The organism is Marinitoga sp. 1137 (assembly GCF_001941525.1).
In the GTDB taxonomy this organism is placed as follows: Bacteria; Thermotogota; Thermotogae; order Petrotogales; family Petrotogaceae; genus Marinitoga; species Marinitoga piezophila.
This window is the reverse complement of record NZ_CP009471.1, coordinates 1,869,356-1,892,765: the sequence shown is the minus strand read 5'-3', so window position 1 is coordinate 1,892,765 and position 23,410 is coordinate 1,869,356. Positions and strand designations below refer to the sequence as shown.

General features: G+C 30.4%; 21 protein-coding genes. 13 read left to right on the top strand and 8 right to left on the bottom strand.

The features are described 5' to 3' along the window. Positions 1-9 precede the first annotated feature (9 nt). The 5 genes from LN42_RS09020 to LN42_RS09000 form a co-directional block, all read right to left on the bottom strand. On the bottom strand, positions 10-4,245 hold the full coding sequence (locus tag LN42_RS09020; RefSeq protein WP_014297207.1) for a PolC-type DNA polymerase III: 4,236 nt from the start codon (positions 4,243-4,245) through the stop codon (positions 10-12). A 30-nt stretch (positions 4,246-4,275) separates the two neighbouring features. Then, positions 4,276-5,625 (bottom strand): FAD-dependent oxidoreductase, encoded by a 1,350-nt coding sequence (locus LN42_RS09015; RefSeq protein WP_014297206.1) that lies wholly within the window; start codon positions 5,623-5,625, stop codon positions 4,276-4,278. A gap of 41 nt (positions 5,626-5,666) precedes the next feature. Next, a complete protein-coding gene (locus LN42_RS09010; protein WP_014297205.1) occupies positions 5,667-6,263 on the bottom strand; it encodes a hypothetical protein in 597 nt (198 codons plus the stop codon). A 24-nt stretch (positions 6,264-6,287) separates the two neighbouring features. Then, positions 6,288-6,833, bottom strand: coding sequence for a macro domain-containing protein (locus LN42_RS09005; RefSeq protein WP_014297204.1), 546 nt, complete (start codon positions 6,831-6,833; stop codon positions 6,288-6,290). A gap of 199 nt (positions 6,834-7,032) precedes the next feature. Next, a complete protein-coding gene (locus LN42_RS09000; RefSeq protein WP_014297203.1) occupies positions 7,033-8,304 on the bottom strand; it encodes an SLC13 family permease in 1,272 nt (423 codons plus the stop codon). Positions 8,305-8,541: 237 nt separating this feature from the next. On the opposite strand from LN42_RS09000, the gene LN42_RS08995 reads away from it, so the two are divergent. Genes LN42_RS08995 through LN42_RS08970 form a run of 6 tightly spaced genes read left to right on the top strand, consistent with a single transcriptional unit; the run spans position 8,542 to position 15,570 of the window. Then, on the top strand, positions 8,542-11,040 hold the full coding sequence (locus tag LN42_RS08995) for an ATP-dependent Clp protease ATP-binding subunit (RefSeq protein WP_014297202.1): 2,499 nt from the start codon (positions 8,542-8,544) through the stop codon (positions 11,038-11,040). After that, positions 11,040-12,395 (top strand): DNA repair protein RadA, encoded by a 1,356-nt coding sequence (radA, locus tag LN42_RS08990; RefSeq protein ID WP_014297201.1) that lies wholly within the window; start codon positions 11,040-11,042, stop codon positions 12,393-12,395. Before LN42_RS08995 ends, radA begins: the two co-directional genes overlap by 1 nt. 13 nt (positions 12,396-12,408) lie before the next feature. After that, a complete protein-coding gene (gene disA / locus LN42_RS08985) occupies positions 12,409-13,506 on the top strand; it encodes a DNA integrity scanning diadenylate cyclase DisA (protein ID WP_014297200.1) in 1,098 nt (365 codons plus the stop codon). After that, positions 13,503-13,952, top strand: coding sequence for an SsrA-binding protein SmpB (gene smpB, locus LN42_RS08980; RefSeq protein ID WP_014297199.1), 450 nt, complete (start codon positions 13,503-13,505; stop codon positions 13,950-13,952). The genes disA and smpB overlap by 4 nt, the downstream gene beginning before the upstream one ends. Positions 13,953-13,963: 11 nt before the next feature. Continuing rightward, positions 13,964-14,893: an ABC transporter ATP-binding protein gene (locus LN42_RS08975; RefSeq protein WP_014297198.1), complete on the top strand. Its 930-nt coding sequence runs from the start codon at positions 13,964-13,966 to the stop codon at positions 14,891-14,893. Next, entirely contained in the window at positions 14,893-15,570 is a 678-nt protein-coding gene (locus LN42_RS08970) for a pseudouridine synthase (RefSeq protein ID WP_014297197.1), read from the top strand. Before LN42_RS08975 ends, LN42_RS08970 begins: the two co-directional genes overlap by 1 nt. Here LN42_RS08970 and LN42_RS08965 read toward each other — a convergent pair. Both LN42_RS08965 and LN42_RS08960 read right to left on the bottom strand, forming a co-directional pair. Beyond that, the gene (locus LN42_RS08965; RefSeq protein ID WP_156865427.1) at positions 15,526-16,026 is read right to left on the bottom strand and encodes a prepilin peptidase; all 501 of its coding nucleotides are present in this window, start codon (positions 16,024-16,026) and stop codon (positions 15,526-15,528) included. The genes LN42_RS08970 and LN42_RS08965 overlap by 45 nt on opposite strands. Further along, positions 16,001-17,074 carry a lipopolysaccharide assembly protein LapB gene (locus LN42_RS08960; protein WP_075780712.1) on the bottom strand — a complete coding sequence of 358 codons (1,074 nt, stop codon included), beginning with the start codon at positions 17,072-17,074 and terminating at the stop codon, positions 16,001-16,003. The genes LN42_RS08965 and LN42_RS08960 overlap by 26 nt, the downstream gene beginning before the upstream one ends. 166 nt (positions 17,075-17,240) lie before the next feature. Here LN42_RS08960 and LN42_RS08955 point away from each other — a divergent pair, with 166 nt between their 5' ends. The 3 genes from LN42_RS08955 (at position 17,241) to LN42_RS08945 (ending at position 18,754) form a co-directional block, all read left to right on the top strand. Continuing rightward, positions 17,241-18,005: a metallophosphoesterase gene (locus tag LN42_RS08955; protein ID WP_014297194.1), complete on the top strand. Its 765-nt coding sequence runs from the start codon at positions 17,241-17,243 to the stop codon at positions 18,003-18,005. A 106-nt stretch (positions 18,006-18,111) separates the two neighbouring features. Then, complete coding sequence (rpmE, locus tag LN42_RS08950; RefSeq protein ID WP_014297193.1) at positions 18,112-18,327, top strand: 50S ribosomal protein L31; 216 nt, start codon at positions 18,112-18,114, stop codon at positions 18,325-18,327. Between the two features lie 46 nt (positions 18,328-18,373). Then, a complete protein-coding gene (locus LN42_RS08945; protein ID WP_050899165.1) occupies positions 18,374-18,754 on the top strand; it encodes a S1 RNA-binding domain-containing protein in 381 nt (126 codons plus the stop codon). A 60-nt stretch (positions 18,755-18,814) separates the two neighbouring features. Here LN42_RS08945 and LN42_RS08940 read toward each other — a convergent pair whose 3' ends face one another. Further along, positions 18,815-19,042 (bottom strand): FmdB family zinc ribbon protein, encoded by a 228-nt coding sequence (locus tag LN42_RS08940; RefSeq protein ID WP_014297191.1) that lies wholly within the window; start codon positions 19,040-19,042, stop codon positions 18,815-18,817. Between the two features lie 219 nt (positions 19,043-19,261). Here LN42_RS08940 and secG point away from each other — a divergent pair, with 219 nt between their 5' ends. The 4 genes from secG to LN42_RS08920 all read left to right on the top strand — a co-directional run bounded on the left by secG (position 19,262) and on the right by LN42_RS08920 (position 23,359). Then, a complete protein-coding gene (gene secG / locus LN42_RS08935) occupies positions 19,262-19,501 on the top strand; it encodes a preprotein translocase subunit SecG (RefSeq protein ID WP_014297190.1) in 240 nt (79 codons plus the stop codon). Between the two features lie 7 nt (positions 19,502-19,508). After that, positions 19,509-20,699: a tyrosine--tRNA ligase gene (tyrS, locus tag LN42_RS08930; protein WP_014297189.1), complete on the top strand. Its 1,191-nt coding sequence runs from the start codon at positions 19,509-19,511 to the stop codon at positions 20,697-20,699. A gap of 87 nt (positions 20,700-20,786) precedes the next feature. Further along, positions 20,787-21,650, top strand: coding sequence for an S-layer homology domain-containing protein (locus tag LN42_RS08925; protein WP_075780711.1), 864 nt, complete (start codon positions 20,787-20,789; stop codon positions 21,648-21,650). Between the two features lie 119 nt (positions 21,651-21,769). Further along, positions 21,770-23,359 (top strand): hypothetical protein, encoded by a 1,590-nt coding sequence (locus tag LN42_RS08920; RefSeq protein ID WP_014297187.1) that lies wholly within the window; start codon positions 21,770-21,772, stop codon positions 23,357-23,359. Positions 23,360-23,410 lie beyond the last annotated feature (51 nt).

Sequence of the window (23,410 nt, the reverse complement as noted above, 5' to 3'; positions counted from 1 at the left end):
TCACCAACCTCACATAAGACTTTCAAATAGATTTACCTGATTTCTTTCTGGCAATCCTTTTAATATACCCATTTTTTTAAATGTTTCAACAGTTGTTTTATTTATTCCTGTTCTATTTAACAAATCCTCAATTGAAAGAAATTTCCTTTCTTCTCTTGCTTTTACAATACTAATTGCAGCTTTTTCTCCAAGATTTGGTATTTTAATAAACGGAATTCTTAATTTATTACCTTCTATAATAAAGTTTTTTGCATCTGATTTATATATATCTGGCGGTAAAAAGTCAAAACCTCTTAATATCATTTCATATGCCAATTCAAGCACAGTTAATTCATTTTTTTCCTTTACATCAAGTGACTTTGATGCCTTTAATTCAAAGATTCTTCCCTTAATTGCTGGTTTTCCTCTTAAAATAATAGCGGTATTAAATTCATCACCTTTAACAGAAAAGTATGTTGCATAAAAAGCAAGTGGATAATGCACTTTAAAATATGCAATTCTGAACGCCATACTTACATATGCCGCAGCGTGCGCTTTAGGGAAAAGATACTTTATTTTTTTACATGAACCTATAAACCATTCAGGCACTTTGTTTTTTACCATGGCCTCTTCATCTTCCGGAGCTAATCCTTTTCCCTTTCTAACCTTTTCCATAATGAAGAATGAGTGTTTTTTATCTAACCCTTTCTGTATTAAATAATTCATAATATCATCACGACAGGCAATAACTTCATCAACTGTAGCTTTTTTAGCAACAATTAAATCTCTTGCATTGTTAAGCCATACATCTGTTCCGTGGGAAAGTCCTGAAATTCGAACCAAAGCTGCAAATGTTTTGGGTTTTGTTTCTTCTAACATTCCCCTAACAAATTGTGTTCCAAATTCCGGTATTCCCAATGTCCCTACTGTTGTTTTCAATTCACTTTTCAAATCTATTCCCAGTGCTTTTGTTGAAGAAAAAATAGACATAGTTTCTTTGTCATCCATTTTTATATTAAAATATTCAACACCAGTGAGATCACTGAGCATTTTTAAAAATGTAGGATCATCGTGCCCAAGTGCATCGAGTTTTACAAGATCATCGTGGATAACATGATAATCAAAATGCGTTGTCATTGTATTTGCTTTTTTATCGTTTGCTGGATATTGAACAGGTGTAAAATCATATACATCCATATTTTTTGGAACTATCATTAAACCACCTGGATGCTGACCTGTGGTTCTTCTTGCACCTTCAATTTTTTTTGCAATTCTTAAAATTTCTGAATTTCTCATTCCAGGTGCAAATTCTTCAGCATATTTTTTTACATATCCATATGCAGTTTTTTCTGCAACAGTAGATATAGTACCAGCTCTAAATACATGTTCAGAACCAAATAACTCTTCAATAAACTTATGTGCTCTTGATTGATATTCGCCAGAAAAATTCAAATCAATATCAGGAACTTTGTCACCTTCAAATCCCATGAATGTTTCAAAAGGTATATCCTGACCATTTTTCTTCATTTCAATTCCACAATGTGGACACTTTTTATCAGGCAAATCATATCCCGAATCATAAGAACCGTCTGTAATAAATTCGCTATATTTACATTTAGGACATACATAATGTGGTGGCAAAGGATTAACTTCTGTAATCCCCATCATTGTTGCTACAAGAGATGATCCTACAGATCCCCTTGACCCAACAAGATAACCATCATCATTGGATTTTTTTACAATTTTCTGGGCCATTAAGTATAAAACTGCATAACCATGATTTATAATAGAATTTAATTCTCTTTCAATACGCGCTTTTACTATTTCCGGAAGAGGATCTCCGTATATTTCCTTTGCTTTTTCCCAGCTCATTTGTCTTACTGTATCATCTGCACCCTCAATAATTGGCGGATGCAGCTTTCCTTCAAGCGGCTGTATTTCTTCTATTAAATCCGCAATTTTATTTGTATTTTCAATAACAATTTCTTTTGCTATATTTTCATCTTCAAATATTTCGTATGCTGCATCTAACATTTCTTTTGTTGTTCTAAAGTATTTATTGGAATTATATACATGCTTTTTCTGTCCTTTAGTGGCAGAGCCGATTATTAACGCATCTCTTATTTTTTTATCCTCTTTATTTAGATAATGCGCATTAGATGTCATAACAACAGGTATATTAAAATCTTTCGCACTATTATATATTACCCTATAAAATTCCTTTATCTGTTCTTTATCAACATTTTTATGTTCTATACTGTCAAGAGGTTGTATTTCTATATAATCATACATACTAATCAACGAATTTATTTCATCCTGTGAAGCTCCTCTTGAATATTCTTCATAAATAAGGTTTTTTGTACAGCCACTACCTATTAAAAGCCCTTCTCTATTTTCAAGTAACTCACTTAATAAAACTGTGGTATCCCTATAAAAATATTCTGTATGTGCTTTAGAAACTAATTTATATAAATTTTTCAAACCTATTCTATTTTTTACCAACACAGTAGCATGATGCTTTCTTAACTTTTTAAAATCAATCATTTTTTCAAGATTCATTAAGGAATTTATTTCTTTTATTCCTCTTCCTCTGGCTTTTTCAAGGAGTTTTAAAAATACCTTGGCTGTTATTTTAGCATCTTCATGAGCTCTATGATGTTCAAAATTTTCCAGGCCCAAAGACTTAACCACTTTATCAAGTGAATGCCCACCTTTAAGATTTAACAAAGCTCTCGCCATAGCCAATGTGTCTATATACGGTTTTACAAGATCTATATCCATTATTTCTTTTACCCATCTTCTTAAAAACCTGTAGTCAAAATTGGCATTATGAGCAACTAAAATGCTATCTCCTATAAAATCCATAAATTCTGGGAGAACATCGGATATATCCGGTGCGTCTTCCAGCATTTCATTGGTTATTCCTGTTATTTGTTGAATCTTCAAAGGAACAGGTTTTGATGGTTTTATAAGTTTATGGAAAATATCTGTAATTTGTCCATTCTCAATCTTTACAGCACCAATTTCTATTATTTCTTCTGCATTTGGATCAAAACCGGTAGTTTCAAAGTCAAATACAACAAAATCTGCATCAAATCCATATTCTTTATCTAAATTATATGCAATTGAAACCTTGTTATTTACAACATTAATTTCACAACCAAAAATTGGTTTTATACCCTTCTTTTTAGCAATGCTATAAAACGTTGGTATTGATTGAACAACTTCATGATCAGTAATCGCAACAGCTTTATGCCCCCACTTAGCTGCTGTTGAAACTAACTCTTCTACATCAAGAACCGAATCAAGAGCACTAAACTTAGAGTGCGCATGTAATTCCACTCTTTTTTCTTCACAATCATCTATTCTTTCTTTTGTTTCTGTTTTTAGTATATTAAAAGGTATTATTACATATTCTTTCTGAAATTCATCATATTGTATCTTACCTTCAACCTTTATGCTATCTCCTACAGATATTTCATTATTTACTTTTTCAGCATTATTTTTAAACGATTTGATTGTTATTGAATCCCTATTATCAGTAATATATAAAGTAACAATAATTGCCCTGTCGTTAAATTCTTTGAAAAACACCTTTCCTTCAACTACAACATTAGATGTATGATACATTACTTCATTTAATTTATCAATAGGCACAGATACCTTCTTAAAATAAGAACCTATAATCACTTTGTCTTTTTCATTATCTTCATTTTTTATATTATCTGAAAATTCATTATTAACTACAGCCTGAGGCACTGTATTTACAGGTATATGCTCATTATTATATTCATTATTGTGATAATCAAAATCATTTTCGTCAGATAATTCATTATAATCTATGTTTAAGGATTCATCGTAAATAAACTCATATTCTGGTAAATACCCCAATGTCCTCGAAACAATATTTTCTACATTTTTTCTATATTTTCTAACTCTATCAAATGCAAATTTATTAGCCACTCTAAATACAAGGGAATTATTTTCTATATCTGGAACTATAAACCTTAAATAATTTTCTTCACTATTACCGGCAATTAGGTCCAGCCATTTTTCTAATATATACGCTGGTTCCTTCTTATTAAGAAGTTTTATTTTAACAGGTTTCTTTGATAGTCTTGAAAAGAAACGCTTATATAATCTTTCTTCTGATTCGCTAAGTGGATCAAATAACTTTAAAATTAAATATGAATCTTCTTCAATTTCACCATCAAAATCAAAAGGATAAAATCCCAATTTAGAAATAACATATTCAGAAATTTTCACGGAGTACCCTCCATATTATTTTTTTATTTTTTATATTTTTTTCATTGCCTGAGTAGCTGCAACTAAATCAATATCCCAAACTGGTGAGAACGGTGGTGAATATGCTAAGTCCATATTTCTTAACATATCAACTGTACCGTTATTATATATTAATGAAGTTATTGCATTTAATCTTGGATGAATTTCGCCACCTACAAATTGAGCGCCTAAAATCCTTCCTGTTTTCTTTTCGAAAACCAATTTCATTAATATTTTCTTTGAACCTTTATAATAATGTGCTTTACTACCTGATTTTATAACAACTGCTTCAGCATCAAATCCTTTTTCAAGCGCTTCTTTAAGTGTTAAACCTGTCTTTGCATACTCAATATCTTCAAATTTAGTAATTAATGAACCAACAACACCTATAAATGAGTCATTGCCTCCTGAAATATTTTTACCTGCAATTCTTCCCTGTTTATTAGCTGTTGTTCCAAGTGGAATATATACATTTTCATTTGTTATAAAATGATTTACAGTTGCACAATCTCCTGCGCTATATACGTCTTTTATATTGGTTTCCATTTTGTTATTAACTATAATAGCACCATTTTTAGCCATTTCCAATCCTTTACCCTGTAAAAATGCCGTATTTGGTCTAACTCCAATTGAAACAATTACCATATCTGCTTCATATGTATTTTCATCGGTTAATACTTTAAATTTACCGTTTTCTTTTATAATATCTTTTGCAAAGGTATTAAATACAAGTTTTACACCTTTTGATTCAATTGCTGTTTTAAACTCTTCATGAATTTCTGGCTCAATACTTCCCAATAAATGATCCATTCCTTCAATTATTGTAATTTCTATACCATGTGATTTTAAAGCTTCTGCTGTTTCAACACCTATAAATCCTCCACCAATAACAATTGCCGTTTCTGGACTTTTTTCATTTATAAATTTTAAAATTGAAGCTGCATCATCAGGATTTCTTAATTTAAATATTCCTTCTTCTCCCCATGCTTTAAAATCAGGAATTATTGGTGAAGCACCTGTTGAAATAACCAGCTTTTTATATGAAACCTCTTTTTCTTCATCACCTGATTTTACATATAAAATCTTATTTGAAAAATCAACTTCATATACTTCATGATTTACAAATACATCTGCACCTTTTTTTTCTTTAAATGTTTCTGGTGTTAAAGCTATTACTGCTTCTGGAGATTTTACGTCGCCACTAATTACATATGGCAATCCACATCCACCATATGAAATATATGGTTCTTTTTGAAATATAGCAATTTTTAAGTCTTTATTACCTCTTTTTGCACTTGCAGCGGCACTTGTTCCAGCTGCTACTCCTCCAATAATTACAACATCATATTCCTGTTTTACCATTGCAACAACCTCCTATAGTCATTTTATTTTTAATTATTTATTTACTTTAATAAATCATAATACGATAAAAGAGAAAGATATATTGAATATGTAAGATATACAATACTCGGAATATAAAATAACTTATTTTTACCAAGCGTTGTATTTCCAAATAACGATATACCAAACCATTGAATTCCGCTTTTCGATATCAAATAAACAATAGAAAAAATCATCAATAACGAAACTATAAACTTTAAAATACAGGTTATTCTATACCATTTTAAAGATTCTTTTAAATAATAAATAGCATTAAATTGTTCAATTATACTATATAATAAAAACAATATACCCAGAATCATTATCCCTTTTGTTTCAAAAGAAAAATGCGTTCCAAGCATACTTTGAAGTAATTCTTTTTCAAAATTTATAAAAAGAATTATTGAAATTAAAAACAACGAAATTAAAAAATTAAAGCTGGAAAATACAATTTTCAACCATCCAACTCCAGCATTTGAGGAAAACGAAAGTTTTTTTAATTCCTTATGAATTTTTTCTTCATCGCTTTTTTGTGCTTTTATTGTTTTTAAATGTTCGGATAAAGTATTTCTTTTCTTTTTTATGGGTTTTTTTTCCGGTCTAATTTTTAAAGTTGCCATTATAACCTCCAGATACTATACATATTAAAATATTTTAGAAAATCGTTGAGCCCTTGTGGCATCTATAAAGCAAAAACGGATTAAATTTGGTTGGTTAAATTCCTTTGAAAAATCTTCAATAGCCTTTTTATAAACATCGCAGGCTTTATCAAAAGGATATCCAAAAATACCTGAACTTATCGCAGGAAATGATATGGATTTTATATTTAACTCATTGGCTTTTTTTAACGAATTATATATTGCATTATATAATAATTCTTCTTCATTTTCATTGCCGTCATGCCATACCGGTCCAACAGCATGAATTACATATTTTGCCTTTAAATTACCACCTGAAGTTACTCCAACATTTCCAGTTTTAATTATACCATTCTTTTTTACCAATTCATCGCTTTCTTTTTGAATAATATATCCTCCTGCTCTCACAATTGCTGCTGCAACCCCGCCACCATGTGAAAGATAAGAATTAGCTGCATTAACAATTGCATCTACATCTTCTTTTGTTAAATCACCAACAACAATCTGAAATTGAATACTATTTATTTTTTTCTCAAAGATAACTTTATTCATACTTATCACTCCCATAACAAGAGTTATATTAATTATACATATATAGAATAAAAGTTATTTTACTAAAATATTATATCATAGAAAAATGAACTAAATAAAAAAGCCAACCCTGAGGTTGACTTTAATTAATTTTTGAAGATTAGCAATCAAGGTTTGAGTGTTTTTAATTATTGGACAACCTAATTCATTTTTATAATATTTAAAAGAAAAATATTAAATATGCTGTTCCGAGGATTAAAGGTATCAAAACTGGAAGCACAGACATTTTCATATATTCGGCAAAGGTTATGGTTTTCTGGTAGTTTTTTTCTAATAATGAAACACCTACAAGATTTTGTACTGCTCCAAGCGGTGTTAGGTTTGTTCCAAGGTTTGCCCCTATTGCATATGCATACCACAAATCAAATGGCGCTCCATTCATTACAAGTAATTTTATAACAGGTGCCATAATTAATGTCCCTGGAACTGCACTTAAAAACGGAATAGTAAACGCTGAAATCCATGCTATAACTATCATTAATACTTTTGGTGTTCCCATTAACGGATCAAATAAATGTGCAATTGCCTGAGTAACACCAATCTCTTCAAGAGAATAAGCTATAGTAAATAATCCTGCATAAAAGAACATTGTGTCCCAATCTAAATCTTTTGACATACTTTCAAAATCTTTTTGGGTTAATAACATCAATGTCAATGCACCAATAACAGCAATTAATGCAAGATCTATATTTATAGCTGAGTGAAACATAAACCCTGCCAGAACTATTGCAAAAACAATAATCCCCTTATACATTAATGATTTATTTTCAATTGCTTTTGTAGGATCAATAGTTGAAAGCTTTTCTTTTAATCTCTGATTATACACCTTTGAATCCACTTTATTTGTAACCTTAAATATAAATAATACACTTAAGAACGAAATAGCTGTTATTGGAAGCATTTTACCTAAAAACGTGGCGAAATCCAATTCACCAATTGATCCAAGAACAATATTTAAAGGACTACCTATCAATGTGCTCATACCGCCAATATTATCTATATAAATGGATAACATTAAAAATGGTATGGGGTTAACTTCTAAAGTATCAGCAATCAAGAAGATAATTGGAGCCATAAGCATAATGGTTATAAGATTATCAAGAAAAGCAGAAAATAAAGCTATAACAAGCATAATAAGAAAAATAACAACCCAGAATTTATACCTGCTCATTTTTATGGCATTAATTGCAACAAATGTAAAAAAACCACTTTCTTTTAAAATTTCTACAATAATCATCATACCAAGTAAAATACCAAGTGTTTCAAAACTAACTATGTTACCAACATTTTCAAATTCAAGTCCTTCAACAGGTTTTAATATAAATAATAACGTTCCAAAGAAAAAAGTAATAATCGATTTTTTTACATTTCTTGCAAAAATAATAAAATAATACGCCACAATAGTGATTCCCAAGACCAAGAGCTCTGACATCATATCGCCTCCAATTGATAGAATAGTCTATCGTAATTAAACTCCTTTATTTTAAAATATACTTGAAATATTTTTTAAGGTTTAAAAACGTTTTTATAAGTAGAATTGGATAAATTTTATCATATATTATTTTTTTTGATATTTTTGTATGTTAAACACAAATTTTACTGAAAGAACTTCATAATTTTCATAAAATGTGTTAGAATTAATAGTGATTCGCAAAACGGAGGTGATAATATGTTTGATAATTTTACAGATAGAGCTGCAAAAGTATTTATCGAAGCACAAAATGAAGCAAGATTTATGGGCCATCCATATGTTGGAACTGAACATTTATTACTTGGCTTATTAAAAGTTGGAGGAAAATATCTTTCTCAAATATTCTCATATTACAATCTTACATATGGAAAAATAAAAGCCGAAATAACTAATATCGTTGGTGTAAATGCTACTCATAATATTGTTGGCGCTTCACCACAGCCAACTCCAAGAGCAAAAAGAATTATTGAATTAGCATACGATGAATCAGAAATCTTAGGAACAACGCAAATTGATGCTGAACATCTATTACTTGGCATTTGTAGAGAAGGCGAAGGTATTGCTGCACATGTTTTAAGAAGAATAGGCATAAATCTTGTTGAAATGAGAAAAAAACTTGCCGATTTAATGATGAATAAAGAAAAAAACGAAGAAACTGATATTACTATGTTTGAAGAAGAAAATGAAGAAAAATTAAGACAAAAGCAAAATGCCATAAAACAATTAGAAGGATATGGTTCTGATCTCACCGAAAAAGCTGCTAAAAATCTGCTCGATCCTATTATAGGAAGAGAAGTTGAAATTAGAAGAGTAATGGAAATTCTTGCAAGGAGAAAAAAGAACAACCCTGTTTTAATTGGTGAAGCTGGTGTGGGAAAAAGTGCAATAGTTGAAGGATTAGCCGAAAGGATTGTAAAAGGGGATGTTCCAGAAGTATTAAAAAATAAAAGTATTTTCTCGCTTGATTTAACCTCACTTGTTGCTGGAACAAAATACCGTGGAGAATTTGAAAAAAGAATGAAAAAATTAATGCAAATTCTTGAAAAAAATAAAGACATAATCTTATTTATAGACGAATTGCATATGATAGTTGAAGCTGGAGCTGCAGAAGGATCTTCAATGGACGCTGCAAATGTTTTAAAACCAGCTTTAGCAAGTGGAGATATAACTATAATCGGTGCAACCACACCTTCAGAGTATAGAAAATTTATAGAAAAAGATCCTGCATTGGAAAGAAGATTCCAGAAAATATATGTAAATGAACCAACATATGAAGAAGCAATTGAAATCTTAAAAGGAATAAAATCAAAATACGAAGAACATCATAAGGTAAAATATACAAATGAAGCAATTGAAGCTGCTGTAAATCTTTCACTAAGGTATATTACAGATAGATTTTTACCGGATAAAGCTGTTGATTTAATAGATGAAGCTGGTGCACGATCCAGATTAAATGCTTTAACATTACCAGCAAATCTTAAAAAGATGCTAAATAAAATTTCTGAGCTTGAAAACAAAAAAGATTATTACGCTCAAAATGATGAGTATGACAAAATAGAAGAAATAAAAACAGAATTGGTAAAATTAAAATCAAAATACAAAAAGAAATATAAAGAATGGCGCGAAAAAGCCGAAAAGGAAATTATAGAAATCACAGATGAACATATATCTGAAGTTGTTTCTGATTGGACTGGCGTTCCACTTAAAAAGCTTGAAATGTCTGAAATGGAAAGATTGCTTAATCTTGAAGCTGTATTACACGAAAGAGTTATTGGTCAGGATGATGCAATAAAAGCCGTTTCCAAGGCAATTAGAAGAGCAAGAAGCGGAATCAAAGATCCAAAAAGACCAACAGGAGTATTTTTATTCCTTGGACCAACAGGAGTTGGTAAAACAGAATTGGCAAAAACAATTGCTGAATATCTTTTCGGAGATGAAAAGGCACTTGTTAGAATTGATATGTCTGAATACATGGAAAAATTCAATGTTTCAAGACTTGTTGGAGCACCTCCAGGATATGTTGGATATGAAGAAGGAGGTCAGCTTACAGAGGCTGTAAGAAGAAGACCATATTCTGTAATACTTCTTGACGAAATAGAAAAGGCACATCCTGATGTATATAACTTATTATTACAGATAATGGATGATGGAAGATTAACTGATTCACAGGGAAGAATTGTGGACTTTAGAAACTCTATAATTATCATGACAAGTAATCTTGGAAGTGAATCAATTAATAAATCAAAACGTTCAATGGGATTTGTCGATGAAGAATCAGAAGAGAAAAAATACAAAGAAATAAAACTATCTGTAATGGAAGAAGTTAGAAAAGCCTTTAAACCTGAATTCTTAAACAGACTTGATGAAACAGTAGTATTCCATCCATTAACCAAAGAACATATGAAAGAAATTATAAAAATTCAATTAAATGATCTTGAAAAAAGACTTAAAGAAAAGGACTTACACATTAAAATAAAAGATTCAGCTGTAGAATTATTAATTGAAAAAGGATTCGATCCTATCTTTGGCGCAAGACCTCTAAAAAGAGCCATTCAAAGATATCTTGAAGATCCGCTTTCAGAAGAAATATTAAGAGGAAGATTTAAAGAAGGAGACAAAATAATAATAGATACTAAAAACGGCGAAATACACTTTAAAAAAGGACGAAGTTCTAAACCAAAACAGAAGGTGTCATAATGAGTAAAAAGAGACAAAATTACTTTGTTTGTTCTAATTGTGGATACGAATCAACAAAATGGTTTGCAAAATGTCCTTCATGTAATGAATGGAATACCGCGGTAGAATTTACCGCGGATCTTTTTGATGATAAAGCAAACATAAACATAAAAACAGAACCAACAGAATTGCTATTTTTAGACGATGAAATAAACGAACCGGAAAAATTAAAAACAGGATTCAAAGAATTAGACGAAGTCTTAAATGGCGGTTTTGTTGAAAGTGGTGTATATCTATTAGCCGGTGAACCTGGCATAGGAAAAAGCACTTTACTTACACAAATATCCTCATCTGTTGGTAGTGAAAATATGGTAATATACGTTTCCGGAGAAGAATCTGCAGAACAGGTATTTCAGCGATTTAAACGACTGGGAATAAAAAAAGATGGAAGTAAAATTGGCTTAATCTTTGAAAATTCACTTGAACGGATAATATCTGTAATTGAAAAATTAGAAGAAAAACCAACTATGTTAATAATAGATTCAATACAAACATTAAAATCAGAAAATTTTTCTTCTTTTGCCGGGAGTATTCTTCAGGTAAAAGAAGTTACACGTTATTTATCCGAATATTGTAAAAAGAAGGGCATCACGCTTATAATAGTGGGCCATGTAACAAAAGGCGGCATTATCGCCGGACCAAAGGTTTTAGAACATATGGTTGATGCTGTTTTACAATTTGAACTGGAAAAAACTTCTGGTTTAAGAATGCTTAGAATTTTAAAAAACAGATATGGTCCCACTGACGAACTATTAATGTTTGAAATGACACAAAAAGGATTAATTCCAATATCTGAATATACAAATTATTTTCTTAAAGATTATAAAACTGCTTCTGGAAATGTTTTGACAATTGTAAAGGAAGGAAGCAAATTAATTCCAATAGAAATACAGGCACTGGTTAGCAAACCTGTATATGGAAACCCAAGGCGTGTAACCTCAGGTGCCCCTTTAGATAGACTACTAATGATTATAGCAGTTTTAAGCAAGAGATTGAGGCTTCCAATTGAATCAAAAGATATATTTTTAAGTACATCGGGAGGATTTAAAATTTCCGATACTTCAAGTGATTTAGCAATTGCATACGCATTGCTTTCTTCGCTATTTGATATATCAACTGGCGGTTCTATTGTTGTAATGGGAGAAATAGGACTTGATGGAAATATAAGAAATATAAACAATCTTGAAAAAAGAATTGAATTTTCAAAAAAATTAGGAATTGATTATATTGTAATACCAAATTCTAAGAAGATTAAAAATAATGAACACATAAAAATTTCAAATCTCAGTGAATTAGTAAAAAGATTCTTTGCATAAGGCAGGTGATATAATGACTCCAAAAAACGACATTACAGACATACTTTCATTACTTGCTCCTGGTAAAAAATTAAGGGATGGAATAGACCTTATAATTTCAGCTAATTTAGGAGCCCTAATTTTCTTAACTGATAATGCAGAAGAACATTTAAGCAAAGGATTAATCCAGCTTGGTTTTGTTATAGATACAGAATTTGAGCCGGAGAGAATGTATGAACTTGCAAAAATGGATGGAGCAATTGTTTTAAATAAAGATGCCACAAAAATCTTATATGCAAATGCTCAATTAAATCCTTCAAGTAATATTCCGAGTTTTCAAACTGGCATGAGGCATAGAACGGCAGAAAGAATGGCAAAACAAACAGATGAAATACTCATAGCAGTTTCAAAAAGAAGAAATCAGGTTTCAATATATTACGGTACAAACAGCAGGGTACTATATCCAGAAACTATAATCCTTCCTCGTTTAAACCAGGAAATAGCCGTTGCACAAAGATATAAGCAAAGCTTCTTTGAATTGCTTTCAGAAATTAATATTGCAGAAATGGAAAACAGGGTAATATTATCCACAGTTGTTGAAGCAATATCAAAAGGATTCATGACATTAAAAGTAGCTCAAAAAGCAGAAAAATACCTTCTCGAACTTGGAGAAGCTGCAGAAAGTTCAAAATTGGAAATAAATGAAATATATAGAATCACTCCAAGATATCTTGGAGCATTAATTATGGATTATTCAAAAGATCTTCTCGATTTCCAATATCCCCAGGAAGCTTTAAAATTATTTGACGGATTTAAAACAGAAGAATTTTTAAATATGAAACTAATCTCTCAAAAACTTGGGTATGATATAGAAACAGAAAATGACCTTGAAGAATTCTTTGTAACTCCAAGAGGATTTAGACTATTATATTCAACGAGAATACCTTCAATTATTGTAAGAAATGTTGTTGAAACATTCAAAAATCTCGAAACATTAATGAAAGCAAACATGGATGAATTAATAAACGTTCCGGGTATAGGTAAAAAACGCGCTGAAAGAATCAATAGAGCCATAAGAAGGAAAAATGAATTCTCAGAAAAATTAAGCTCAGAAATGGAGGATCATAAATGAAAATAGTCGCCAATAACAAACAGGCAACCTTTCAATATCATATTCTTGAAAAATATGAAGCGGGAATAGAACTTTTGGGTTCAGAAGTGAAATCCATTAGAGATGGAAGAGTAAATTTAAAAGATGCTTTTTGCAAAATAGAAAAAGGGGAAATTTTCTTATACAACGCTCATATTAGTCAATATAAAAACGCTTCTGTTTTCAATCACGATCCAGAAAGGCCAAGAAGATTGCTTATGCATAAATATGAAATATTAAAACTGGATCAAAAAGTTAAAGAAAAAGGATTAACAATAATTCCTCTAAAGATGTATATTAATAGCAAAGGGCTTGTAAAGGTAGAAATAGCTCTCGTTAAAGGTAAAAAATTATATGACAAGAGAGAAGATATTGCAAAACGCGATCTTGAAAGAAGATTAAGAAAGAATTTAAAATACGACATGTGAGGTAATAAAGTATGGAAAAAGCCATTGAAATGAAAAACGTAACAAGAAAATTTGGAGATGTGATTGCTCTTAACAATATAAACTTTACAGTTGACGAACAAAAAATTGTCGGATTATTAGGACCAAACGGTGCAGGAAAATCCACTTTAATGAAAATCATCTCTACATTAATATTACCTTCATCAGGAAGCGTTAAAGCATTTGGATATGATGTTGTAAAAGAAAAGGATAAAGTAAGAAAAATTATTAGCCTTGTATCAGACTACACAGTTCTTGAAGATGAGCTTACACCATATGAAAATTTAATTTTATTTGGAAAAATAAGCAATGTAAGAGACGATTTAAAATCACGAGCAATTGAATTACTGGAAGATTTTGGACTTTCAATATATAAAAACAGACTCACAAAAAATCTTTCATCTGGAAATAAACAAAAATTAAATATAGCCCGTTCTTTAATAAAAAATCCAAAATTACTTCTTTTAGATGAACCAACTATAGCTATAGACGTTGAAACATCTCGATTTATAAGAGAATATATATTGGATGAAAATATTAAAAACAAAAAGACAATACTCATTTCTTCGCATTATATGTGGGAAGTTGAACAAATAGCTTCAGAAGTTGCTATTATTGTTGATGGAAAAATCGTTGAATACGATAAAATGATAAACCTCATGAAAAAATTTGAAGACAAACTCTCCATTATAGAAATAGAGCTGGAATCTCAGGAATACCTGAAAGATATTGAAGAACTTAAAAACAATGAAAATATACTTGGATTAAAAATTATTTCCTCAACAACAGCAATTATAGAAACTCCATTAAAAATAAATGAATTTGAAAAATTATTAAAAGATAAAAATATAAAATGTTCCTTCAGACAAATGAAAATATCCCTGGAAGACGTATATTCATCGGTAACAAAAGGAAGATTTTAATGGAGAGATTGGATAAATTCCTTGCAAATGCAAAGGTTGGAACACGTTCTGAAGTAAAAAAAATTATTAAAGCCGGTGTTGTAAAAGTAAACGGTAAAACAATAAAAAAGCCCGAATTTAAAGTCTCAGAAAACGATGAAATAACGGTCAATAACAAAAAAATAATACCACACAAAAACATTTATATTATAATTAACAAACCAAAAGGCTACCTTTCAGCAACATACGATAAAAAAGACAAATACGTCCTTCAATTAATAAACCACCCATATAAAAATGAATTAAAAATAGCAGGAAGACTTGATAAAGATGCACATGGTCTATTAATACTTACCAATGACGGTGAATATATACATAAAATTATTTCTCCCAAAAAAGACATTTACAAAACCTATGAAGTAATAGTAAAAGGAGAGATTACTGAAGAAAAATTGGAAAAATTAAAAAAAGGAATCAAATTAAAGGATTTTACCACAAAACCTGCAATAATAGAAAAGGTAGAAAACCAAAAAATTACAATTAAAATCTCCGAAGGAAAATTTCATCAGGTAAAACGTATGATGAAAGCTGTTGGGCTTGAAGTAATTGATCTCAAAAGAATTGCTATAGGAAATATAACCTTACCAGAAAACTTAAATGATGGAGAATGGATAGAACTTATTAATAATAAGATATAATGCGGTTCCTATGGATACAAAATATCCATATGGAACCTTTTCTTTTCCCTTTTTTAATTGATAAAATAACGCTATCAACAAGGAAATCAACATAATATCAAAAACCGATTCGCCAAAACACATCCCAATTCCTGCAAGCAGTATTTGATCACCTTTCCCTAACTTTCCTTTTCTAACAAATATCCATAATGTCAAATACAAATATATGGCAACGAAGATATTTTTCGCTGAAAAGCTAAAAATAACACCTAAAAATAAAATTGCATAATTTAAAATATCCGGTATTAAAAACGTATTAAAGTCTATAATTCCTATCATCATTATTATAATATAAACAAAAAAATCCATTGAAAGTCCATATAATAAAAGAACAAAAAGAGCTCCCGATAAAATCGGGAGTAAGTATAAATTATTAATTTTATTTTCATCTTTAATCCTGTAAAATATCTCTTTCATTACCTTCAAGCAACTCCTCCAGAATATTTTTCATACCATAATAATACCATGGATACTTTTCCTTCATTTCCCTAATAAGCAATTTTGCCTCTTCTTTTTTCCCAGTTTTTAACATCGGTATAGCCAATAAAATTCTAAAATGTTCATAATCTTTATTTTTATCAAGGAACTTATTAATAAACTTCTCAACATTTTCATACTTTCCATTCTGGAACATTACCTTTGCCCAGATTTCAACATCACTCACATATTCAGGCTGGGAATTTGCAATCTCTTCCTGCAATTCATCAGCTTCAATAGTTCTTTCAAGTTTTCTATAAATATCTATTAACTCATATTTTGCCAGAATACTCTTTGGATATTTATTTAAAAATTTCTCCAATATTCTTGCAGCTTTCTTAAAATTCTTTGATTGCCTATATGCATCAGCAATCATAAAATATGTTACCGTATTTTCTGGCATTAACTCAACTTCTTTTAACCAGATCTCTGCGGCTTTTTCATATTCTCCAAGATTAAAATATGTTTCTCCCAATTCTGACAATGCTGCTATATTCCATGGATCCTGTTTAACAGCCAATTCCAAATATTTCTTTCCTTCTTCAAGATTCCCCTCTTCAACAAGCACAGAACCTAAAATTTCATATGCTGGTGTATAATTTGGATCGATCTCAATCATAAACTTGACAATTTCCTTTAATTCATCGAAATTGTGATGGTCTGCATAATCAAGAATTATATCATAAAGTTCATTAAGCGTGGCATGATTAAAATCAGAAGGTTTTAAATCAAACTCTTTTAAATAAGCAAGAAATTCGGAGAAAATGAAAGGCTGGGTAACAAAATTTGAAGAAATTCCAGGAATATTATCAGCAAGTATTTTTATCTTCTTTGCTTCGTTCATTAACTTCTTATTCGACTTTAAGTCTGCCATTAACAAATCTAAATCTCCTTCATACATAACTTCTGCGAGCATTACAGGAAAAACTGTATCTGTATTTATTTCAATCTTTTCTCCATCTAAATCTAAAATTGTCACTGTGTCCATAACTATCTCCCCCTATATTTAATATTGTCGTAATTTTATTTTATCATTTTTAACATAAAATAATAAACAGGATATTGTGCAATCATTATCAATCATCTCATCTTAGAATTGAATATTTATGATTATCAAAACAAATTTAAGATGTATCTACGGAAAGGAGCAAAACATGAAGAATTTTAAAGCTTTTATCTCATTAATTATAATTATATCAATATACTCAATAATAATAGAACCATTTTCTTTGCAAAAAAGCTATCTCAGCATTGACATTCCTGAATATAATGGAAATATAAAAATAATACATATTACCGATCTGCATATGTATAAATACATATTTTTTCATGACAAGATTTTAAATGAAATAAAAAAAGAAAATCCTGACTTAATATTATATACCGGAGACTCTATAATAAAAAATACAGAACAAAAAGACTTAACCCTCTTTTTCAAATTGCTAGGTGAAATTGCACCTGTTTATTTAATATATGGAAATTGGGATTACTATGATATAAATAAAGTAAATAATGCCTACAACAACAAAAACATTCACATAATAAATGACAATACCACTATACTTAAAATAAAAGAATTAAATCTAAAATTAATAGGGCTTCCTATATATAAACAAATAACCAGAATCGACACAACACCAGCAAGCTACACAATAACCCTCGAACATATCCCAGACACAATATTTTATAACAAAGAAGTCTTTGATCAATCAAATCTCATCCTTGCCGGTCATACACATGGCGGACAGATATACATTCCTTATTTAACAAAAAAAATACTAAAAAAATATGCCTTTTATTTAAGAGGAAAAAAAGAACTTGATAAAGATAAAATCATGTATATAAACAGAGGCCTTGGAGCATGGTTTAATATAAGGCTTTTCTCATCACCAGAAATACTGGTAATAGAATTACATTAAAATTTAATACAATTGTTTATTAAAATATAAATACTTCCTTGACTAAGAAAGGAGAATATGTTATAATTTGCTCAGACAAAAAAATTATAATATAGAGGTGAATAACATGAAAAAAGGGATACACCCAGAAATGAAGCTTATTACTGTAAAATGTGCATGTGGAGCAGAACATCAACTTTACAGTACAGAAGATAATTTCCGTGTTGATGTTTGTTCACACTGTCACCCATTCTACCTTGGTGAAACAAGTTCACAAATCATCGACACAGAAGGTAGAGTACAGAAGTTTAAGAATAAGTATGCTAAATTCCTTAACTCATAAGTGGGAGGTTAACCTCCCATATTAATCATTTATAAATCACTTTATTATGGAGGTAGTATTTGTGACTAAAAGTACGGCATTTGGGGAAACTGTGAAAGTAACGGTAAAAGACATTAAAAAATTCGGAGCTTTTGTTACATTAGAATCTGGTGAAGAAGGATTTATTCACATTTCTAAAATTTCAAATGACTACGTAAAGAACATCTCAGACTTTTTAAAGGTTGGACAGGAACTCGAAGGAAAAATTATCGGAAAAACAAAAGACGGAAAAGTTGAACTCTCCTTAAAAACTGAAGATGCTCAGGAAGAAAAGAAAGATGAAGAATTCGAAAAGAAACTTTCAAGATTCTTAAAAGACAGCGACAGGAAACTTTCTGAGTATTCAAGAAGACTTGATAAGAAAAGAGGTGGCAAGGGGAGAAGATAATAAAACAAAATTATTGGGGGATTAAAAAACGGTCCAGATTTATCTGGACCGTTTTGTTTATTACTTACTATTACTACCAGTTGTCGATGTCGTAGATTTAGAAGTTGAAGATGACTTTGAATCATTTATATAAAAACCGCTTCCTTTAAATGCAATACCCACTCTTCCTATACCTTTTTTAGCAACTCCACCGCATTTTTCACAAAAAACTTCAGGAGTTTCATTCATTCCATGCATTACAGTAAATTCATGACCGCATTCCTGACAAACATATCTATAAATTGGCATCTTTTCACCCCCGTTCTAAAATTATTTATTATGATTTCAAGTGAATTTTAACAATATTATATTTATATAATATGTCACATCTTTTAAAATCAAAAAAAATTTTATCCACCTCTTTCAGAAAAAATCATATCAATTAACTGAAATTTAATTTTAACTTGAATTAAATAGAGATTTAGTGTATAATATTTTTTGAGAATACGAAAAAAGGAGGAATTTTTTGTGTCAGCATTAACAGTATTAGCCATTATAGTACATATAGTTTTATCCATTGCTTTAATCTATTTTGCATTACACAGAATGCAGAAAAATGCCGAACTTGGTGGAGCATTTGGTTCAGGTGCAGCTCATACAATGTTCGGTAGAGAAAAAGGATTTGATCCAGCTGCAAAAATGGCATTATGGACAGGAGTATTGTTTATGATTTCTTCATTTATAGTTACTGCACTTCTTGCGAGGTGATTAAGTAGTGGACGTAGAAAAGCAGCTTGAGATAATAAAAAGAAACACAGTTGATTTAATCAATGAAGAGGAATTAAAGGAAAGACTTAAAGAAAAAAGTAAATTAAGAATTAAATTAGGAGTAGATCCATCAAGGCCGGATCTACATCTTGGTCATGCTGTAGTATTAAAAAAATTAAGAGAATTTCAGGATTTAGGCCATCAAGTTGTACTTATCATTGGTGACTTCACTGCAAGAATTGGTGATCCTTCAGGAAGATCAAAAACAAGACCTATGCTCACCCTTGAAGAAGTAAAGAAAAATGCAGAATCCTATCAAAAACAGGCATTTAAAATCTTAGACAAAGAAAAAACAGAGGTTAGATATAATGGTGAATGGTTTGACAAAATGACATTCCACGATGTAGTTAAACTTTCCTCACATTACACCGTTGCAAGAATGCTTGAAAGAGATGATTTTGCCAAACGTCTTGCAAACAATGAACCTATTAGCGTATCTGAATTTTTATATCCTCTTGCTCAGGCATATGATTCAGTAATGGTTGAGTCTGACATTGAAATAGGGGGAACTGATCAATTATTTAATTTATTGGTTGGAAGAAAAATTCAGGAAGCATATGGCCAGAAATCACAAATTGTATTAACAATGCCTATAATTGAGGGAACAGATGGCCATCTAAAAATGAGTAAATCATATGATAATTACATTGCATTTGAAGATGAACCATTTGATATGTATGGAAAAGTAATGTCTATTCCTGACACATTAATATTGAAGTATATGAGACTTGCCACAGATGTTCCAGAAAACGAAATAAAAGAATATGAAAAACAAATGAAAGAAAATTCCGTAAATCCAAGAGACATAAAAATGAAACTCGCATATGAAATTGTAAAATTCTTCCATGGAAAAGAAAAGGCGGAATATGCTCAAAATGAATTTGTAAAAGTTTTCCAGAAAAAGGATATTCCCGATGAAATGGAAGAATTAACAGTTGAAAAAGAAATAACAGCTATTGATTTATTAATGAAAACGAATTCAATTTCAAGTAAAAGTGAAGCAAAAAGATTAATAAAGCAGGGTGGAGTTAGAATAAATAAAACGAAAATCAATGATCCTTTCCAATTATTGGAAATTAAAGACAATGACATTCTAAGAATTGGAAAAAGAAGGTTTTTTAACCTCAAAACAAAGTAAAAAATTAAAAAAATTTATAGTATAATATAAATAGTGTGTATTAACAACTATTTAAAATTCAAAAATTTAAAAGAGGGGGTAGAGCGTATGCGTAAAGCACTTTTAGTAATGGCATTAGTACTTTTTGGTATCTATTCATTTGCGTTTGTTGATGTTCCAGAGGATCACTGGGCATATGAATACGTTATGGATTTAGCAAACAGAGGTATTCTTCCTATGGAAGATAACTTCAATCCAGATGTTGTTTTAACAAAAGCTGAAGTTGCTGAATTATTATCAGACACATTAACTTACATTGAAAACGACCCTGTATTGGCAAAAGCAGAAGATATAAAAAGAGTAGAAACAGTTATGGAATTATTAAACAAAAAATTAGATGATGCTTTATCAGTAAAAAGTGATGTATCAAAACTTAAAGGTGAAACTTCAAGAAAATTATTGGAAACAAAATACATGGTTCTTGATTTAGGAGATAGAGTAACTTCTCTTGAAAATGCATTAAGCAAAAATACTGATGATGTTTCTGTAAACACAGAAAATATTGATGGTTTATGGGAAGAATTAGAAACATTACAGAGCGATCTTGACTATGTATCAGGTGAAAATGTAAAAGCTCATGAAGAATTAAAAGCTTTAATTGCTAAAAAAGCTGATGTTGAAAAAGTTAAAGAACTTTCAGAAGAATTAAACAAGGTTTCTACAAAGTTAGAAACAATAACGAAAGTTGCTTACAGAGCATTTAATAATGCAGATATGGTTGTTGAAGATATGTTAGATTTAAGTGATTCAGTTGATTCTTTAAATACAAAAGTTTCTACAATTGAAGGAAATGTTAATGCTAACACAGAAAAAATAAATGCAGTAGAAGAAAAAGCTAATTCCGCAAATACCATGGCCATGGTTGGAATTGGAGCAGCAGTATTAGCAGCTGTATTAGCATTTGTATTTTAATAAGTAAAACATGTGATTAATTAATTTAATGTTAAAAAAGACTTGACATTTTTGCAGAGTTATGATAGAATAATTACAGTTTAAGTCAAAACAAAACTATATTTAAGGAGGTTGTTTGAATGAAGAAAGTATTGGTGTTTTTAGTAGCATTATTATCCGTAGCTATGTTTGCTAATCCTGCACTTACAGTTAGTGGATCAGCAAGCTTCGAATTAGTATTTGATGAAAATGGTTTTGATTTAGTTGCTGGCCCAGCTGGTAGCGGAACATGGGGTGCAGAAGGAACTTTTGAAGCAGCAACAACAGATGGAACATGGACAGCAGCATGGGAATGGGATGGTTCAGATGTTACAGTAAGCGGTGTTGCATTTGAAGGTAAATTATTCGATTTATCCTTGGCTAAAAACGCATTAACTATTGAACCTGCAGCAGTTGCTGGTTTATCAGTAACTTTAGAAGATTTAGGTGCAAAAGATTATGTTAATAAAACAAAAGCTGTTAAAGATGCAAAAATGGAATTTGCTGACTACTCATTAACAGTAGAATACGCATTACCAGTTGCAAAATTTGGTTTAGATTCAATATTCTCAGATGTTAGCGTTGCTGGTAATTACGGAGTTAACTACTTCTCAAAAGACGCTGAAGTATTAGGTTACTTCGATGCATCAGGAAAAGAATGGGAATTACCTGCAGCTAAAGAAAGCGTTGCATTAACAGGAACATCAACATACACATATACAAAAACAACATGGAAATTAGATGATTTAACACTTTTAAGCGGTGCTTCATATACAGCTCCATTCTATGGTGTAGACTTCTCAGCTGACTTTGCTGTAGTTGCTGGTTTATCAGTATCAGCTCACTATGGAATGTCAAATGCTGGTGGAGATTTTGTTTCTTCAATAAAAACAACTACTTTAAAGGCTACAAAAACAACATATACATCAGAAGTAGCTGTTGGTAAAAGTGCAGATTATGACGACGGAACAAAAACAGAAGATGCTACAGATATTACAGCAGTTTACAAAAATTACACAGCAAAAAGCAAACATGAATTAGATAAAGAATATGTTCTTACATTATCATACTCAAATGAATTTGCTTTAGGTGAATTATTATCATTAACACCACACGTTAAATTCTTTAACAAAATCAATCAGACACCTGCAAAAGCTACAAAAGATAAAGGTTATACATCACAGAAATTCGCTATTATTGAAGAAAAAGCTACAAAAGCTACAAGTTCAGATGCAACACAGATCGAAGCTGGTTTAGACTTATCAGTTAATGTAGCTGGATTAACATTAGGTGTAGAAGATACATATTACTACTCATTAGTAAAAGATGATACACAATATGCATTTGTAAATGTTTCAGCTGGTTACGATATGGATATGGTTTCATTATCAGCATTATTAAAATCAGCTATTACAATGGAAAAAGGTAAAGACATGGATTACATTGCTAATGTAAATGTAAATGCAACAGTAACTCCATTAGAAAATGTAACAGTTGCTGCAGATGTATACTACGACTTAGATAAAGATGACACAAACAATGATAATGCAATGGGTTACTCAGTAACTGCAGATTATGAATACTCAATCTTCAACTTTGGTGTTGTTGCTGGTACATACAACGGCAAATTCAGCGCTAATGACGAAGATATGCACTGGTACGCATACGTAAAAGGTTCAGTAGAATTTTAATCTGGATTTAAATTAATACAATCCCGGCGTTAGCCGGGATTTTTTTATGAA